The sequence below is a fragment of the Tabrizicola sp. genome, from assembly GCF_041911175.1.
GTDB lineage: Bacteria > Pseudomonadota > Alphaproteobacteria > Rhodobacterales > Rhodobacteraceae > Tabrizicola.
Map to the genome: position 1 here is coordinate 14763 of NZ_JAYRPN010000014.1, position 15754 is coordinate 30516.

15 protein-coding genes are annotated in these 15754 nt (G+C 66.6%); 12 read left to right on the forward strand and 3 right to left on the reverse strand.

Going from position 1 to position 15754, the window contains the following annotated elements; genetic code table 11:
• Positions 1–38: 38 nt before the first annotated feature.
• From fliF to fliP, 4 genes are all read left to right on the forward strand, one after another.
• Complete coding sequence (fliF, locus tag ACE3P6_RS01395; protein ID WP_374391181.1) at positions 39–1637, forward strand: flagellar basal-body MS-ring/collar protein FliF; 1599 nt, start codon at positions 39–41, stop codon at positions 1635–1637.
• Positions 1637–2218, forward strand: coding sequence for a flagellar biosynthesis protein (locus tag ACE3P6_RS01400; RefSeq protein ID WP_374391182.1), 582 nt, complete (start codon positions 1637–1639; stop codon positions 2216–2218). The genes fliF and ACE3P6_RS01400 overlap by 1 nt, the downstream gene beginning before the upstream one ends.
• A gap of 7 nt (positions 2219–2225) precedes the next feature.
• Entirely contained in the window at positions 2226–2495 is a 270-nt protein-coding gene (locus ACE3P6_RS01405; protein WP_374391183.1) for a FliM/FliN family flagellar motor switch protein, read from the forward strand.
• A 62-nt stretch (positions 2496–2557) separates the two neighbouring features.
• Positions 2558–3217, forward strand: coding sequence for a flagellar type III secretion system pore protein FliP (gene fliP / locus ACE3P6_RS01410; protein WP_374391231.1), 660 nt, complete (start codon positions 2558–2560; stop codon positions 3215–3217).
• Between the two features lie 146 nt (positions 3218–3363).
• Here fliP and ACE3P6_RS01415 read toward each other — a convergent pair whose 3' ends face one another.
• The 3 genes from ACE3P6_RS01415 to ACE3P6_RS01425 form a co-directional block, all read right to left on the reverse strand.
• Positions 3364–4215, reverse strand: a complete 852-nt coding sequence (locus ACE3P6_RS01415) for a 4-(cytidine 5'-diphospho)-2-C-methyl-D-erythritol kinase (RefSeq protein ID WP_374391184.1) — start codon at positions 4213–4215, stop codon at positions 3364–3366.
• Positions 4205–5920, reverse strand: coding sequence for a tetratricopeptide repeat protein (locus ACE3P6_RS01420; protein ID WP_374391185.1), 1716 nt, complete (start codon positions 5918–5920; stop codon positions 4205–4207). Before ACE3P6_RS01420 ends, ACE3P6_RS01415 begins: the two co-directional genes overlap by 11 nt.
• Before the next feature lie 128 nt (positions 5921–6048).
• The gene (locus tag ACE3P6_RS01425) at positions 6049–7695 is read right to left on the reverse strand and encodes a 4Fe-4S dicluster domain-containing protein (RefSeq protein ID WP_374391186.1); all 1647 of its coding nucleotides are present in this window, start codon (positions 7693–7695) and stop codon (positions 6049–6051) included.
• A 277-nt stretch (positions 7696–7972) separates the two neighbouring features.
• On the opposite strand from ACE3P6_RS01425, the gene greA reads away from it, so the two are divergent.
• The 8 genes from greA (at position 7973) to dnaN (ending at position 15728) form a co-directional block, all read left to right on the forward strand.
• Positions 7973–8443 (forward strand): transcription elongation factor GreA, encoded by a 471-nt coding sequence (gene greA, locus ACE3P6_RS01430; RefSeq protein ID WP_374376997.1) that lies wholly within the window; start codon positions 7973–7975, stop codon positions 8441–8443.
• A 15-nt stretch (positions 8444–8458) separates the two neighbouring features.
• Positions 8459–9493, forward strand: a complete 1035-nt coding sequence (locus tag ACE3P6_RS01435) for a hypothetical protein (RefSeq protein ID WP_374391187.1) — start codon at positions 8459–8461, stop codon at positions 9491–9493.
• 154 nt (positions 9494–9647) lie between these two features.
• Positions 9648–10298, forward strand: a complete 651-nt coding sequence (locus ACE3P6_RS01440) for a peroxiredoxin (protein ID WP_374374870.1) — start codon at positions 9648–9650, stop codon at positions 10296–10298.
• Between the two features lie 134 nt (positions 10299–10432).
• Entirely contained in the window at positions 10433–11284 is an 852-nt protein-coding gene (gene mutM, locus ACE3P6_RS01445; RefSeq protein ID WP_374391188.1) for a bifunctional DNA-formamidopyrimidine glycosylase/DNA-(apurinic or apyrimidinic site) lyase, read from the forward strand.
• Between the two features lie 62 nt (positions 11285–11346).
• Positions 11347–12123 (forward strand): enoyl-CoA hydratase, encoded by a 777-nt coding sequence (locus ACE3P6_RS01450; protein ID WP_374391189.1) that lies wholly within the window; start codon positions 11347–11349, stop codon positions 12121–12123.
• A 221-nt stretch (positions 12124–12344) separates the two neighbouring features.
• Positions 12345–12614 (forward strand): 30S ribosomal protein S20, encoded by a 270-nt coding sequence (rpsT, locus tag ACE3P6_RS01455; protein WP_374374877.1) that lies wholly within the window; start codon positions 12345–12347, stop codon positions 12612–12614.
• 516 nt (positions 12615–13130) lie between these two features.
• Positions 13131–14495, forward strand: coding sequence for a chromosomal replication initiator protein DnaA (dnaA, locus tag ACE3P6_RS01460; protein ID WP_374391190.1), 1365 nt, complete (start codon positions 13131–13133; stop codon positions 14493–14495).
• 114 nt (positions 14496–14609) lie between these two features.
• Positions 14610–15728: a DNA polymerase III subunit beta gene (gene dnaN, locus ACE3P6_RS01465; RefSeq protein ID WP_374391191.1), complete on the forward strand. Its 1119-nt coding sequence runs from the start codon at positions 14610–14612 to the stop codon at positions 15726–15728.
• Positions 15729–15754: the final 26 nt, after the last annotated feature.

Consider the following 15754-nt stretch of genomic DNA (forward strand, 5'->3'; position numbering starts at 1 on the left):
TCTGGCGTCGCGGCAGAACGCCAAGCCGGAGAATCGTCTTGCAGAACGTGATCGACATCTGGACCTCGCTGAACCTGCGCCGCCGCGTCATCATCGTGGGCGCGACGCTGGCGATGTTCGCCGCCATTCTCGGCCTCAGCCGTATGGCGGGGCGGGCCGAGATGGGCCTCCTTTATGCGGGGCTGGAGCCTGCCGCAGCCGGGGAGGTGGTGGCCGCGCTCGACCAGCGCGGGGTCGCCTATGAGGTCAGGGGCGAGTCGATCTTCGTCGACGTGACCCAGCGCGATGCCCTGCGGATGGCGCTGGCCTCCGAAGGCCTGCCGGCGGCGGGCGGGGGCGGCTACGAACTCCTCGATTCGCTGTCGGGCTTTGGAACCACTTCGCAGATGTTCGACGCCGCGTACTGGCGCGCGAAAGAGGGTGAGATCGCCCGAACCCTTCTCGCCATGCCCGAGGTCAAGGCCGCCCGCGTCCATATCGCCAGCGCGCCGACCCGAGCCTTCCAGACGGAGGCAAAGCCCACCGCTTCGGTCACGCTGACGACGGTTTCCGGCGCGCTGACCGAGGCGCAGGCCCGCGCGATCCGGCATCTGGTGGCCAGCGCCGTCGCGGGCATGACGCCCGATGCGGTGCAGATCATCGACACCGTCGCGGGGCTGATCGGCGGCGAGGATGCGCAAGCCTTCGACACCGGCGATGCCGAGGACCGGGCCGCCGCGATCAAGGGCAATGTCGAACGCCTGCTGGCCGCCCGCGTCGGCGCCGGGAAGGCGGTGGTCGAAGTTTCCATCGACCTCGTCTCGGAACGCGAATCGATTACCGAGCGCAAGTTCGACCCGCAGGGCCGGGTGGCGATCTCGTCGGAGACGGAGGAACGCAGCGGGTCCAGCACCCAGCCGGGCGGCGAGGTGACGGTGGCCTCGAACCTGCCCGAAGGCGATGCCGCTGCGGGGGGACAGGGCAAGAGCCAGACTTCCGAGACCAAGGAGCGGGTCAACTACGAAGTGTCGGAAACCCAACGCGAGGTCCTGCGCACCCCCGGCGCGGTGCGGCGGATGACGGTGGCGGTCATGGTCGACGGCGTGGCGACCATCGCCGCCGATGGCACGCGGACCTGGGCGGCCCGTCCCGAGGAGGAGCTTGCCACCTTGCGCGAGCTGGTGGCCTCGGCCGTCGGGTTGGACGAGGCGCGGGGCGATGTGCTGACGCTGAAATCGCTGGAATTCCAGCCGGTCGCTATCCCAGAGGGCACCGAGGCGACTGCGGGCTTCCTGCCGCCCATCGGCCAGATCGATGTGATGTCCATGATCCAGACCGCTGTCCTTGCTCTGGTGGCGCTGGTCCTGGGCCTGTTCGTGATCCGGCCGGTGCTGACATCGGCCAATCGCGCCGCCCTGCCCGCGCCCGAGGCGCCGCTGGCCCTGCCGCCGGCACTGGGGTCGGGTGCGATGGCGATCAGCGGCGTGGTGGACGACGGGTTCGACTACGGTGCCTTCGCCAGTTCCGGCGGGGGGCAGATCGAGGGCGAGGCCAGCGAAGAAGACCCGGCCACGCGCCTGCGCCGCCTGATCGAGCGGCGCCAGACTGAATCCATCGAGATCCTGCGCGGCTGGATGGAAGAAGAGGAGCCCGCGTGATGCCCGCCCTGCGTCTGGAGGTCTTCGATACCGCCCCGGCCCCGGACGGCTCGATGCTGCCGCTGGTCGAGGCGACGGCGGTCGAGGAGGCCAAGGTCGCCTCTTTCGAGCAGGGCTACTCGGCGGGCTGGGATGATGCCGTGGCAGCCCAGCAGGGTGACCAGACCCGCATCCGGGCCGATCTGGCGCGGAACCTGCAAAGCCTGTCCTTCACCTTCCAGGAGGCGCGGATCCATGTCTTGCAGGCGATCCGGCCGCTGATCCTGCAGATGGTCGACCGGCTTCTCCCCGAAGTCGCGCGCGAGGCGCTGGCCCCGACCGTGCTGGAGGCGGTGATGCCCCTTGCCGAAGGCCTCGCCGATGCGCCGCTGACGCTGGTGCTGAACCCTTCCGTCCGCGGACAGGTCGAGGACCTGGTGTCCCAGGCGACCGGCCTGCCGATGGTCATCGACGAAGAGCCGACGATGCCCGAGGGGCAGGTCTACATCCGCCTCGGGGCCGCGGAGAGCAAGGTCGACCTCGCCCAGGTGACGGCCGACATCGCCATCGCCGTCCGCGCCTTCTTCAACCTCCACAGCTGAGGACATCATGGAAGACATCACTGACGCCAACCCCTTCAGCCAGGTTCCGATCGAGGTCACCATCTCGGTCGGTCGGGCGCGGCCTCTGGTGCGCGACCTCCTGCGGCTGTCGAAGGATGCGGTGCTGCAACTCGACCGCCGGGTGGACGATCCGGTGGAGCTCTATGTCGGCGACCGGCTGATCGCGCGGGGGGAGCTGACCGAGCTGGAGGGCGACAATGCCGGGCAGCTGGCGGTCCGGCTGACCGAGGTCGCCAACCTGCGGGGCGGGTTGTGAGGCTGGGCATCGGCCTTGCCGTCGCGCTGACGCTGCTGGCGGGGCCAGCGCTGGCGCAGCAGATGTCGATCGACCTCGGCGGCGGGGCGGGGGAGTCGCTGTCGCTCCGGTCGGTGCAACTGCTGCTGCTGGTCACGGTGCTGTCGATCGTGCCGGGACTCGCGGTGATGGTGACCTGCTTTCCCTTCATCGTCACCGTGCTGTCGATCCTGCGGCAGGCCCTTGGGTTGCAGCAGGCGCCGCCGAACATGCTGATCATCAGCCTGTCGCTGTTCCTCACCTGGTTCGTGATGGACCCGGTCTTCACCGAGGCCTGGGTCAAGGGGATCGAGCCGATGACGAACGGGCAGCTGGAGGTGGGGCCGGGCTTGCAGGCCGCCATCGCGCCGTTCCGGGTGTTCATGGCGGGGCGGGTCGATGCGGAGACGCTGCAGACCCTGCAGGACCTCCGCTCCACCGCCGCCGTCACCCCCGCCGACGCACCGCTTTCGCTGCTGGTGCCGTCCTTCCTGCTGTCGGAAATCCAGCGGGCCTTCGAGATCGGCTTCATGATCTTCCTGCCCTTCCTGATCATCGACCTCGTCGTCGCGGCGATCCTGATGTCGATGGGGATGATGATGGTCCCGCCCGCCGTCGTCTCGCTGCCGTTCAAGCTGATCTTCTTCGTGGTGGCGGATGGCTGGGCGCTGGTCTCAGGGGCGTTGGTGAGGAGTTACTTCTGAGGCGGTCGGGGGAGTGTCCACGGTGGACAGAATTTTGGGAGTAATGATTTCAAGGCTTTGCGCGCGGACGTTCAGGATCGGTTAACCATCGGGCGGGCGGGGGAAGGGTGCGTGAGATCATGCACCCTACGCCGGGGAGCACCGCTTCAGCTCTGAATTTTTCCCGGAGTGATCCACCAGCCGGGATGCGCGGCGGCGAGGGAGCGGGCGGCGGCGCGGGCGGCTTCGGCGCTGGCGTAGAGGCCGAAATGGGTGCCGCCGGAGCCGGACATGCGGGCGAGGAGGCAGCCAGGGGTGACGGCGAGGGTGGACTGGACCTCCGACAGGATCGGCGACACGGCGCGCGCCGGGGGAATGAGGTCGTTGCGGGTCTGGTCGGCCAGCCATGTGGCGAAGGCTCCGGCGGAGGCCAGTGCCCCAGACGGCAGGTCGGGCAGGGGCGGGTTGTCGCGGCGGGTCAGGGCCGCGAAGACCTGCGGGGTCGGGACGGCGACGCGCGGGTTCGCCAGAACGCACCAGAGCGCGGGCAGGGGCGGCAGCGGTGCAAGCATCTCGCCGATGCCGCTCATCCGGGCGGGGCGACCGGCGAGGCAGACGGGAACGTCGGCGCCAAGGCGCAGGACCTCGGCATCCGGGGGCAAGGGCCGCCCCGTCAGCCGCGCCAGCGCCCTGAGCGTGGCCGCCGCATCCGCCGAGCCGCCGCCGATGCCGGAGGCAACCGGCAGGTGCTTGTCCAGCGTCAGCGCCGCATCGGATACGCCCATCGACCGGGCGGCACGCAGGACGAGGTTTTCGGGTTCGGCGGCAAGGCCCGCGCCCTCCGGCCCCGTCACCCGCAGTGAAAGCCCCTGGCCCGGCGCTGCGCTGACCCGGTCCGCCACATCGGCAAAGACCACCAGGCTGTCGAGCAGGTGATAGCCGTCCGGGCGGCGACCGGTGACGTGCAGGCAGAGGTTCAGTTTGGCGGGCGCGGCTTCGCTGACCGCGTCAGTTGCCATTCTCGGCAGCCTTGACCGCAGGCTTCGCGGTGCCCTCGTCGGCCATGACCACGTCCAGGCCCACTTCCAGCTTGCGTTGGATGCGGGTCTTGTCGGTCTCGGTCGGCTCGAACGACAAGGCGCGGCGCCACTGGAAACGGGCCTCGAGCTTGCGGTCGTTCATCCAGTAGACATCGCCCAGGTGGTCGGTGACGATGGGATCGACCGGCTCCAGCAGCGAGGCCTTTTCCATCGGCTTCAGCGCATCGGCATAGCGGCCAAGCTTGAAATAAGCCCAGGCCAGGCTGTCGATGATGTAGCCCTGCTCCGGGTCGGCGGCGACGGCCTTCTGGATCATCCCCAGCGCCTCGTCGAGGTTCTCGCCGCGGTCGACCATGCCATAGCCGAGGTAGTTCAGCACCTGCGGTTGGGTCGGGTTCAGGTCCAGCGCCTTGCGGAAATCGGCTTCCGCCGGGTCCCAGTCCTTTGACTGTTCGTGGCAGATGCCGCGATAGAAATAGAGCACCCAGTTTTCCTGGCTGGCGGCCTTGGCCAGATCGATGGCCGCCGAATAAGCCACCTCGGCCTCGTCGAAACGGTCCTCGGCGCGCAGCAGGTCGGCCAGGGCGAACTGCACGCCCAGAAGATCGCCATGCGACTTGGCCAGCGTCTGCAGCGCATCAATGGCGGCATCGGTCTTGCCCTGCGACCGCAGGGCCCCGGCGCGCCCGACTTCGGCGGTGACATAGGTGGGGGAGTCCGGCGGGAAGGCGGCATAGGTCTCGGCGGCAAGGTCATGCTGGCCAAGCTCCTCCAGCACGTCCGCCGTCATCAAAAGCGCATCGGAGTGGTCGGGCCGAAGGTAGCCCGCCACACGCAGGTGGAGGAGCGTGTAGACCGGGTCCGCCTCGCCGTTCAGGGCGGTGGAGATGGTGAAGAACACCTCGGCGATCCCGTCCCGGGCCGAAGTCACGGTGTCGAAGGGGATCGGTTCGCCAGCTTTCAGCCGGGCGCGGATCGGGTCGACGACCGGATCTGGCGCCGTGCCGAAAGCCTTGTCCAGAAGCGCCAGCGCATCGGCATTCCGTTCCAGCTGGCTGAGGATCTGGGCATGGGCGAAAACGCCGCGCCGCATCACCGTGATGGTCCCGCCAGCCTTGCCGGAGAGGATGGCATCCGCACCCTCGAAATCGCCGACCGATGCCAGCGCCAGCGCCTTGTGGTAGAAACCGAAGGCCTCGTAGCCCTTCTTCTTCGTCAGGGCGTCGAAGTCGGCAATCGCTTCGGACATCTTGCCTTCGCCGACCTTGGCCCAGGCCACCACCAGCGAATTGGCGAGATCGCCAAGGTCGCGGCCACCGTCGGTGTCGGCGATGATGGCGGAATAATCCTCGCGCTTGGCTTCGTCAGCCATAAGAGCAAGCTCGGCAAGCTGGCTCGGATCGCCTTTCAGGCCCTTGCGCAGTTTGGCGGCGTCGATGGCAAGGGAGAAGTCGCCCAAGCCAAGCTCGGCCAGGATCGCGCCGTCCAGAAGCTGCGGGTTTTCGGAATCGGCGATGATCGCCTTGCCGTACCAGCCGGATGCGGACCGGAAATCATTCTCGGTCTCGGCGACGCGGGCGGCGAGGTAGGCGCCGCTGTCGATCTTCTCCTCGGCCCGGAGCGGCGCGGCAAGGCTTGCGGCCAGGATCAGCGCGGTCAGGGTGCGGGTCATGGCGGAACGCATCGGCCTCTCCTTCAGGGTCGGGGCGAAGGTAGCCCGGCGTCGGGGCGCGCGCAATGCAGAGGGGCCCGACCTTGTGGCCGGACCCCGGGGATTTGGACAAGCTTTCGTGAGTCGCGCGGGTTCGGGCGTCACATGTTGGGGTAGTTCGGGCCGCCACCGCCCATCGGCGTGGTCCAGGTGATGTTCTGCGACGGGTCCTTGATGTCGCAGGTCTTGCAGTGGACGCAGTTCTGGAAGTTGATGCGGAAGCTGGCGTCCTGGCCTTCGCCCAGCACTTCGTAGACGCCCGCCGGGCAGTAGCGCTGCGCCGGTTCGGCGTATTTCGGCAGGTTGACGGCGATGGGGATGGAGGGATCCTTCAGGACCAGATGGGCGGGCTGGTTCTCGTCATGGTTGGTGAAGGAAAAGGCCACGTTGGTCAGCCGGTCGAACGAGAGCTTGCCGTCGGGTTTCGGGTAGTCGATCGGCTTGAAGTCCTTGGCAAGGCCGGTGGCGGCGGCGTCGGATTTCTTGTGGCGAAGCGTGCCGAAGGCGGTCAGGCCCAGGGTGTTCAGCCACATGTCGAGGCCGCCGCCCATCAGGCTGGCGGTCAGGCCGAAGCGCGACCACAAGGGCTTCACGTTGCGGACCTTCTTCAGGTCCTTGCCGATGGGGCCTTGGCGGACCTCGGTCTCGTAGGTCGTCAGTTCGTCGCCCTGACGACCGGCGGTGATCGCGGCATGGGCGGCCTCGGCGGCGGCCTTGCCCGACAGCATGGCGTTGTGGTTGCCCTTGATGCGGGGCACGTTGACGAGGCCCGCCGTGCAGCCCAGAAGGGCGACGCCGGGCGCCACCATCTTCGGGATCGACTGCCAGCCGCCCTCGGAGATCGCGCGGGCGCCATAGGCCACGCGCTTGCCGCCCTTGAGGAGGTCCGCGACCATCGGGTGATGCTTGAAGCGCTGGAATTCCATGTAGGGGTAAAGGTGGGGGTTCTGGTAGTTCAGGTGGACGACGAAACCGACATAGACCTGATTGTTTTCAAGGTGATAGATGAACGACCCGCCGCCCGCGTTCTTGCCCAAGGGCCAGCCCATCGTGTGCGTGACGGTGCCCTCGCGGTGTTTCGCGGGGTCGATCTCCCAGATTTCCTTCATGCCGAGGCCGAACTTCTGCGGGCAGTGGCCTTTGGACAGTTCGTATTTCGCGATCACCTCTTTCGCGAGGCTGCCGCGCACGCCTTCGGACAGGAAGACATATTTCCCGCGCAGCTCCATGCCGGGTTCGTAGGAGGGCCCCGGCTCGCGGGTTTCGGGGTCGCGGCCGAATTCGCCTGCGACGACGCCGACGACGGTGTCACCTTCATAGACCAGTTCGGAACAGGCCATGCCCGGGAAGATCTCGACGCCCAGGCCTTCGGCCACGCCCGCCATCCAGCGGCAAACATTGGCCATCGAGACGATGTAGTTGCCGTGGTTCGACATCAGGGGCGGCATCGGCCAGTTCGGGATGCGGATCTTTCCTGCCGGGCCGAGGAGGTAGAAGTTGTCCTCTTTCACCGGCGTCTTGATCGGGGCGCCCATGTTGCGCCAGTCGGGCAGCAGGGCATCCAGCCCCGAGGGATCCAGCACCGCGCCCGACAGGATATGCGCGCCGACTTCGGAGCCCTTTTCCAGCACCACGACCGACCGCTCCGGGTCCAGCTGCTTCAGCCGGATCGCCGCCGAAAGGCCCGCAGGCCCCGCGCCCACGATCACCACGTCATAGTCCATCTTCTCGCGTTGGATCGCAGTCATTGCTTGTCCTTCCCGGCGGCCCTGGAACCTGCCCTGAATCCTGGCGTCATGCGGCCCCCTGTTGCCGCAGGCGAGACGCAACGTCAACCATGACGCAACATCACACCCTCAAACGCCCCGGCGCGCGAAACTTTCTGTCTTGCCTACGACGGAGTGTTGCGCGGTCGCGGCATCACCCCTTGCAATTGTGCACTCCATCGGGTGTGGTGACTCAGAGCTGTCCGAAGTCATGGGTCGCACCCCGGCCCGTGGCTTCTTCTTTTACTGTGGAATGCCGATGGAAAAGATCCCGATGACCCGGCGCGGTTTCGATGCGCTGGATGCTGAACTCAAGCAGCTGAAGACGGTGGACCGTCCGGCGATCATCCGGGATATTGCCGAGGCGCGCGAACATGGCGACCTGTCGGAAAACGCCGAATACCACGCCGCGCGGGAAAAGCAGGGCTTCATCGAGGGCCGGATCAAGGAGCTGGAAGGCACCTTGTCGCTGGCCGAGGTGATCGACCCCGCGAAACTGTCCGGCGCGATCAAGTTCGGCGCCACCGTCACGCTGGTCGACGAGGACAGCGAGGATGAGAAGACCTACCAGATCGTCGGGGAGGTCGAGGCCGACATCGAGAACGGGCTTCTGAACATGCGCTCGCCGCTGGCCCGGGCCCTGATCGGCAAGGAAGACGGCGACAGCGTCGAGGTCAAGACGCCGGGCGGGACCCGGTCCTACGAAGTCCTGTCGATCCGCTATATCTGACCGGGAGGCACCGGGGTGAAACCGCCGGTCAAGGATCTGCCGAAGGGGGATGCGGGGCTGGCCGACGGTCCGCTCGCGCAGCTGAACGACCCGCCCCGCCGGGGGATGGAGGTTGCGGGCGTCGGCCTGAGCCTGGTCTGGGTGCTGCTGATCCTGGTCTATGTGCTGGTCACGCCGCCGGGCAGCGAGACGCGGACGCTGGGCCTGGTGATGACCCTTCTGATGGTCTTCCTGCCCATCGCGCTGATCTGGGCGGTGGTGATCACGCTGCGCTCGATCCGCGAGCTTCGGGCCGAAGCCAAGCGGTTGCAGGCCACGGTCGATGCGATGCGGTCGAGCTATGTGCAGGCGCAGGGCCAGGGCAACGGGCTGAAGCCTTCGGTGGAGCGCAAGATCGACGAAATTGCCGCTTCGACCCGGCAGGCTGAGACGGTGCTGGCGACATTCAGCTCGCGGCGGGACAGCGCGCTGTCGGTGCCCTCGGCGGATCGCAAGGCCGCGCTGGTGACGCCGCAGGCTGAACCGACCGCCGAGGAACCGCGGTTGGCGCTTGGCACCCCGGCCGAGGAATTCCGCCCGCCGCTGTCGGTCGCTGATTTCATCCGCGCTCTGCAATTCCCCGAAACGCCCGAGGACAAGGAGGGCTTCCGCGCGTTGCGGCTGGCGCTGGAGGACCGGACCTCGTCCAAGTTGATCCGGGCGGCGCAGGATGTGCTGACGCTGCTCAGCCAGGACGGCATCTACATGGACGACCTGCAACCCGACCTGTGCCAGCCGGACCTGTGGCGGCGCTTTGCTGCCGGTGAGCGAGGCCGGTCCATCGCGGCGCTGGGCGGCATCCGCGACCGGGCCTCGCTGGCGCTGACGGCGGGACGGATGAAGTCGGACCCGGTCTTCCGCGATGCGGCACACCATTTCCTGCGCGCCTTCGACAAGACCGTCGCGGCCTTCGAGCCGAACGCGACCGATGCCGAACTCGCCGATCTGGCCGACACCCGCACCGCGCGGGCCTTCATGCTGTTCGGCCGGGTGACGGGAACGTTCGACTGAGCTTGCCGGTTCCGGGACGGAACGCCTGTGCTGTTCCTGCGGTTCTGGCTGGAAAGACCTTCCTATTTGACCCCGGATTGACGCGGGGGGATGAAACCCTGTTCCGATCGGCCTATGTTCGCCACCAGACAGGATTCCAACCGAAGAGGTTCACATGGCCGTCCGCATCAACGATATCGCCCCCGACTTCACCGCCGAAAGCACGGCAGGGACCATCCGGTTCCACGACTGGCTGGGCGACAGCTATGCGATCATCTTCAGCCACCCGCGCGATTTCACCCCGGTCTGCACCACGGAATTCGGCGCGGTCGCGCAGCTGGCCGACGAATGGAAGAAGCGCAAGACCAAGGTGATCGGCGTGTCGGTGGATTCGGTGCAGGACCACGAGAAATGGAAGCGCGATATCGAGGCCGTCGGCGGCGCTTCGGCCGATTTTCCGATCATCGACGATTCGTCCCTGACGGTGGCCAAGGCCTATGACATGCTGCCTGCGGACTACTACCTGCCGACCGAAGGCCGCACGCCGGCCCATTCGGCGACGGTGCGGACGGTCTACATCATCGGGCCGGACAAGAAGGTGCGGCTGACGATGACCTACCCGATGTCGGTGGGCCGCAACTTCGCGGAAATCCTGCGCGCGCTGGACGCAGTGCAGAAGACCGACGGCGTGCCGCTGGCGACGCCCGCCAACTGGGTGCCGGGGCAGGATGTGATCGTCGCGCTGTCCCTGAACAACGATCAGGCGAAGGAGCGTTTCGGCGAGCTGGACATCAAGCTGCCCTATCTGCGCTTCGCCAAGGCCTGAGCCTTGCGGGGGGTGCCTTCGGGCGCCCCTTTCCTTGGCGCGGCAAGACCCCGACGCGGCCGCAGGTGCACAAGCATGTTGTGGGTTGCGCCGCGTTGCGGGAAAAGGCGGAAGCCGTCCTGCACGAGGTCTGAATGCCCGAACTGCCCGAAGTCGAAACCGTCCGCCGTGGCCTGCTGCCCGTGCTGGAGGGCGCGGTGATCGCGCGGGCCGAGGTCAACCGCCCCGACCTGCGCTGGCCCCTGCCGGACCGGATGGCAGAGCGGCTGACGGGGCAAAAGGTCGCAGCCTTGCGGCGGCGGTCGAAATACCTGCTGGCCGACCTCGCATCCGGCGAGACGCTGCTCGTGCATCTGGGGATGTCGGGGCGGATGCTGGTCTCGGGCGCCCGGATTGGCGGCTTCCACCACGATCACCCGGCGCCGCAGAAGCATGACCATGTGGTGCTGCACATGGATTCCGGCGCGCGGATCACGTTCAACGATGCCCGCCGCTTCGGGGCGATGGACCTGGTGCCGACGGACCGGGCGGCGGAGCATATGCTGCTGAAGGGGCTGGGGCCGGAGCCCTTCGGCAATGATTTCAACGAGCCATATCTCGCCGGGCGGCTGAAGGGGCGCAGGACCCCGATCAAGGCCGCGCTTCTGGACCAGGGCATCGTCGCGGGGCTGGGCAACATCTATGTCGCCGAGACGCTGTATCGCGCGCGGATCAGCCCGCTGCGGCTGGCGGGGGATCTTTCGCAGCCCGAAGCACATGCCCTCGTGCCGATCATCCGCGACGTGCTGGCCGAAGCCATCGAAGCGGGCGGGTCAAGCTTGCGCGACTTCCGGCAGGCGAATGGCGAGCTTGGCTATTTCTCCAAGCATTTCCAGGTCTATGACCGCGAAGGCCAGCCCTGCGAGACCCCCGGCTGCTTCGGCACGATCACCCGCACCGTGCAGTCCGGTCGGTCCTCCTTCTGGTGCCCGGCCTGCCAGAGGTGACTTGCCAAGCCGCGCAGGGGTGGTAGGAGTCCCCCTTCCTGACTGCCATGAAGGAGGCCGACATGGCCTATGATACGCTGATCGTCGAGATCGAGGACTATGTCTCGGTGATCCGGCTGAACCGCCCCGAAGCGATGAACGCGCTGAACTCCACCCTGATGCGCGAGCTTGCGGCGGCGGTGACGGCGGCGGAAGCGAATGACCGGGTGCGCTGCATCGTCATCACCGGCTCGGAAAAGGCCTTTGCCGCCGGGGCCGACGTGAAGGAAATGGCCGAGAAGGGCTTCATCGACGTCTATTTCGATGATCTCTTCGGCCCCGAGGCGCAGGTCATCGCCCGCGCAAGGAAGCCGGTGATCGCGGCGGTGTCCGGCTATTGCCTGGGCGGCGGTTGCGAGCTGGCGATGCTCGCCGATTTCATCATCGCCGCGGATACGGCGAAATTCGGCCAGCCCGAGATCAACCTTGGCATCGTCGCCGGGATGGGCGGCACCCAGCGGCTGACCCGGGCGGTGGGCAAGTCGAAGTCGATGGACATGCACCTGACCGGCCGTTTCATGGATGCCGCCGAGGCCGAGCGGTCCGGGCTGGTCAGCCGGGTCTTCCCGGCAACGCGGCTGATGGAAGAGGTGATGAAGGCTGCGGAGAAGATCGTCGAGAAATCGGCTGTCACCGCGATGGTGGTCAAGGAATGCGTGAACCGGGCGCAGGAAACCAGCCTGGCCGAGGGTCTGCTGTTCGAGCGCCGGATGTTCCACGCGATGTTCGGCACCGAGGACCAGAAGGAGGGCATGGCCGCCTTCCTGGAAAAGCGCCAGCCGCAGTTCCGCGACCGCTAGCGCGGGCCGCCGCGTTCGACGCACGTCCCCGTCGGAGAGCCGCCGTGAGGAACGAAGGTCCCGACGAGCAGGGGGCTTTCCTTTCCCGCCGAACTGCCCTATAGGCCGCCCCACATGCGCGTGGGCCCGCTTAGGCAAGAAACAGACCCTTCCCTCGGGATGGGGCCTTCTGGTCTTTCGTGCGACAGATTTGAAACCGATAGACCGCAAGGAAGCCTAGAATGGCCAATACTGAACAGTCCAAGAAACGCGCCCGCCAGTCGGAAGCCCGCTATGCCGTCAACAAGGCGCGCCGTTCGCGCATCCGCACCTTCCTGCGCAAGGTCGAGGAAGCCATCGCCTCGGGCAACGGCGAGGCTGCTGCCGCCGCGCTGAAGGCCGCCCAGCCGGAACTCGCCCGTGGCGTGACCAAGGGCGTGCTGCACAAGAACACCGTTGCGCGCAAAATGTCGCGCCTCGCATCGCGCGTGAAGGCCGTCGTCAAGGCCTGACCGGCCCGACGGACCGAATCCGGAACAGCGAAGGGCGTGCCTGCAAAGGCGCGCCCTTCGGCATTTTCGCGCCGGTCCCGGCAGCGAAACCAGCCCTCCGTTGCCGATTTGCCAGAGCCTTCGGATTCGATTTTGGGGAATCTCTGTCAAGCGCGTTGTTCGGTTGCAGACGCCGCGCGCGGCTTGCTAGCGTGACCCTGCGATTCACTTCGTCCTGGGGGACATGAACGGGTTGCAAAGGGAAGCTGCTGCACGGATTGGGCGCCTGCCGCGCCATTGGATCTGAGTTTTCCTTTTGCGATCAAAGAGTTGGAGGCAGCATCCAAGCTGCCCCATCACGCGATGCCTGGCTGCTGGCGATCCGGCAGGTGTGGCATGCGTTGTTCCGTCCCGCTGACAAGCCGGTGTTCCCTTGGCCCGCAGGCGGCCTATCGGGCGGCTTGGTCGGGGTGGCTCGTCTGGGACGGAACAGGGCAGGGCCGGATTGCACCGGTTCGTATTTTGACAGGTCAAAGAATGACAAATGAAACCTGGGGGCAGGTTCGGGAAGAGCTGATCAAGCGGGTCGGCAAGCATAATTACGCAACCTGGATCGAACCGCTGAAGCTGTCGCAGCTGAAGAACGGCGTTGCGCGCTTCGAAGTGCCGACGATCTTTTTCGGCGACTGGGTGCAGCGCAACTACGGCGACCATATCCGCTCGCAACTCGCCAGCACCGGAGCCACGGTTGACCGCGTCGAGTTCGCCGTGGGGGCCGCGCCTGCCTCCGCGCGCCCTACCGCCAAGCCCGCCGCCAAGCCTGTCGCCAAGCCTGTCGCTCAACGCGCCGCAAACGAGGACCTGCCGGGCGCGCCGCTGGATGCCCGCTTCACCTTCGACAGCTTCGTCGTCGGCAAGCCCAACGAGCTGGCCCATGCCGCCGCCCGACGGGTGGCCGAGGGCGGGCCGGTGACGTTCAACCCGCTGTTTCTTTATGGCGGTGTCGGTCTCGGCAAGACTCACTTGATGCATGCCATCGCGCATGAGCTTCAGGCCCGCCGCCCCGAGCTGCGCGTGCTGTATCTGTCCGCCGAGCAGTTCATGTACCGCTTCGTGCAGGCGCTGCGCGACCGGCAGGTGATGGATTTCAAGGAGCTGTTCCGGTCGGTCGACGTGCTGATGGTCGACGACGTTCAGTTCATCGCGGGGAAGGATTCGACACAGGAGGAATTCTTCCACACCTTCAATGCCCTGGTCGATGCGAACAAGCAGATCGTCATCTCCGCCGACCGCGCGCCGGGCGAGATCAAGGACCTGGAGGAGCGGATCAAGTCGCGCCTGCAATGCGGGCTGGTGGTGGACCTGCACCCCACCGACTATGAGCTTCGCCTCGGCATCCTGCAGCAGAAGGTCGACCACTACCGCAACCAGTATCGCGGGCTGGTGCTGGCCGATGGCGTGCTGGAGTTCCTCGCGCATCGGATCACCACCAACGTCCGCGTGCTGGAGGGCGCCCTGACCCGGCTTTTCGCCTTCGCCTCGCTGGTCGGTCGCGAGATCACGCTGGACCTTGCCCAGGACTGCCTGGCCGATATCCTGCGTTCCTCGGACCGGAAACTTTCCATCGAGGAAATCCAGCGCAAGGTGGCCGAGCATTACAACGTCCGCCTGTCCGACCTGATCGGCCCGAAGCGGCTGCGGACCATCGCCCGCCCGCGGCAGGTGGCGATGTATCTGTCGAAGCAGCTGACCCCGCGCAGCTTGCCGGAAATCGGCCGTCGCTTCGGTGGCCGGGATCACACCACGATCATGCATGGCGTGCGCAAGATCGAAGAGCTGATGACCACCGACAGTCAGCTTTCCGACGATCTGCAGCTTCTGCGCCGTCTTCTGCAGGGTTGAGATCGGGGCCGCCCTTGACGGCCCCGACAATCCTACGCACAGTCCACAAAACGGTTGTGACCCGGTGAAAACCGGACAAATTCGCTGTCCCTGACGGGTCGGCAGGGGGATATGATGAAGCTCAGCATCGAACGCGCCACTTTGCTCAAGGCGCTGGCGCAGGCGCAATCGGTGGTCGAACGCCGCAACACGATCCCGATCCTCGCGAACGTGCTGATCGAGGCCGAGGGCAACCAGGTTTCCTTCCGCGCCACCGACCTGGACATCGAGGTGGTGGACCGCGCCCCCGCGATGGTCGAGCGCGCCGGGGCGACCACGGTTTCCGCCGTGATGCTGCACGAGATCGTCCGCAAGCTGCCTGACGGCGCGCTGGTGAACCTGGCCGAGGACGCCGCCTCGGGCCGGCTGACCATCATGGCGGGCCGGTCGACCTTCAGTCTGGCGACCCTGCCAAAGGAAGACTTCCCGGTGATGGCGACCAGCGAATATTCCTCCAACTTCTCGGCCAAGGCGCCGGACCTGCGGCGGCTGTTCGACAAGGCGAAATTCGCGATCTCCACCGAGGAGACGCGCTATTACCTGAACGGCGTCTACATGCATGTCAGCCAAGGCGAAGGTGGCAAGGTCCTGCGCTGCGTCGCGACCGACGGCCATCGTCTGGCCCGCATCGACGCACCCCTGCCGGAGGGCGCCGACGGAATGCCGGGCGTGATCGTGCCGCGCAAGACGGTGGGCGAGTTGCGGAAACTGCTGGATGATGACGAGGCGACCATCGCCGTCTCGGTTTCCGAAACGAAGGTTCGCTTTGCCACGCCCGCCATCACCCTGACCTCGAAGGTCATCGACGGCACCTTCCCCGACTATACCCGCGTCATCCCGACCGGGAACACCCGCAAGCTGGAAGTGGACGCGTCCGAATTCGCCAAGGCGGTCGACCGGGTGGCGACCGTGTCGTCGGAGCGTTCGCGCGCGGTGAAGCTGTCGCTGGAGGAGGACCGGCTGGTGCTGTCGGTCAACTCGCCGGACAGCGGGGCCGCCGAGGAAGAGCTTGCCGTGGCCTATGGCGACGAGCGGCTGGAGATCGGGTTCAACGCGAAATACCTTCTGGAAATCGCCAGCCAGGTCGACCGCGAGAATGCGGTGTTCCTGTTCAACTCGGCCGCCGACCCCACCCTGATGCGCGAAGGCAATGACACCTCGGCGGTCTACGTCGTCATGCCGATGCGGGTCTGACCCGCGCTTAGACGTCTGGTCTGAAA

What these genes read in the sequence shown, in the direction of transcription:
- fliP (WP_374391231.1), top strand. Translation starts at nt 2,558, where the DNA reads ATGTCGATCGACCTCGGCGGCGGGGCGGGGGAGTCGCTGTCGCTCCGG.
- greA (WP_374376997.1), top strand. Translation starts at nt 7,973, where the DNA reads ATGGAAAAGATCCCGATGACCCGGCGCGGTTTCGATGCGCTGGATGCT.
- rpsT (WP_374374877.1), top strand. Translation starts at nt 12,345, where the DNA reads ATGGCCAATACTGAACAGTCCAAGAAACGCGCCCGCCAGTCGGAAGCC.
- ACE3P6_RS01400 (WP_374391182.1), top strand. Translation starts at nt 1,637, where the DNA reads ATGCCCGCCCTGCGTCTGGAGGTCTTCGATACCGCCCCGGCCCCGGAC.
- mutM (WP_374391188.1), top strand. Translation starts at nt 10,433, where the DNA reads ATGCCCGAACTGCCCGAAGTCGAAACCGTCCGCCGTGGCCTGCTGCCC.
- ACE3P6_RS01420 (WP_374391185.1), bottom strand. Translation starts at nt 5,920, where the DNA reads ATGCGTTCCGCCATGACCCGCACCCTGACCGCGCTGATCCTGGCCGCA.
- ACE3P6_RS01425 (WP_374391186.1), bottom strand. Translation starts at nt 7,695, where the DNA reads ATGACTGCGATCCAACGCGAGAAGATGGACTATGACGTGGTGATCGTG.
- ACE3P6_RS01440 (WP_374374870.1), top strand. Translation starts at nt 9,648, where the DNA reads ATGGCCGTCCGCATCAACGATATCGCCCCCGACTTCACCGCCGAAAGC.
- dnaA (WP_374391190.1), top strand. Translation starts at nt 13,131, where the DNA reads ATGACAAATGAAACCTGGGGGCAGGTTCGGGAAGAGCTGATCAAGCGG.
- dnaN (WP_374391191.1), top strand. Translation starts at nt 14,610, where the DNA reads ATGAAGCTCAGCATCGAACGCGCCACTTTGCTCAAGGCGCTGGCGCAG.
- ACE3P6_RS01450 (WP_374391189.1), top strand. Translation starts at nt 11,347, where the DNA reads ATGGCCTATGATACGCTGATCGTCGAGATCGAGGACTATGTCTCGGTG.
- ACE3P6_RS01415 (WP_374391184.1), bottom strand. Translation starts at nt 4,215, where the DNA reads ATGGCAACTGACGCGGTCAGCGAAGCCGCGCCCGCCAAACTGAACCTC.
- ACE3P6_RS01405 (WP_374391183.1), top strand. Translation starts at nt 2,226, where the DNA reads ATGGAAGACATCACTGACGCCAACCCCTTCAGCCAGGTTCCGATCGAG.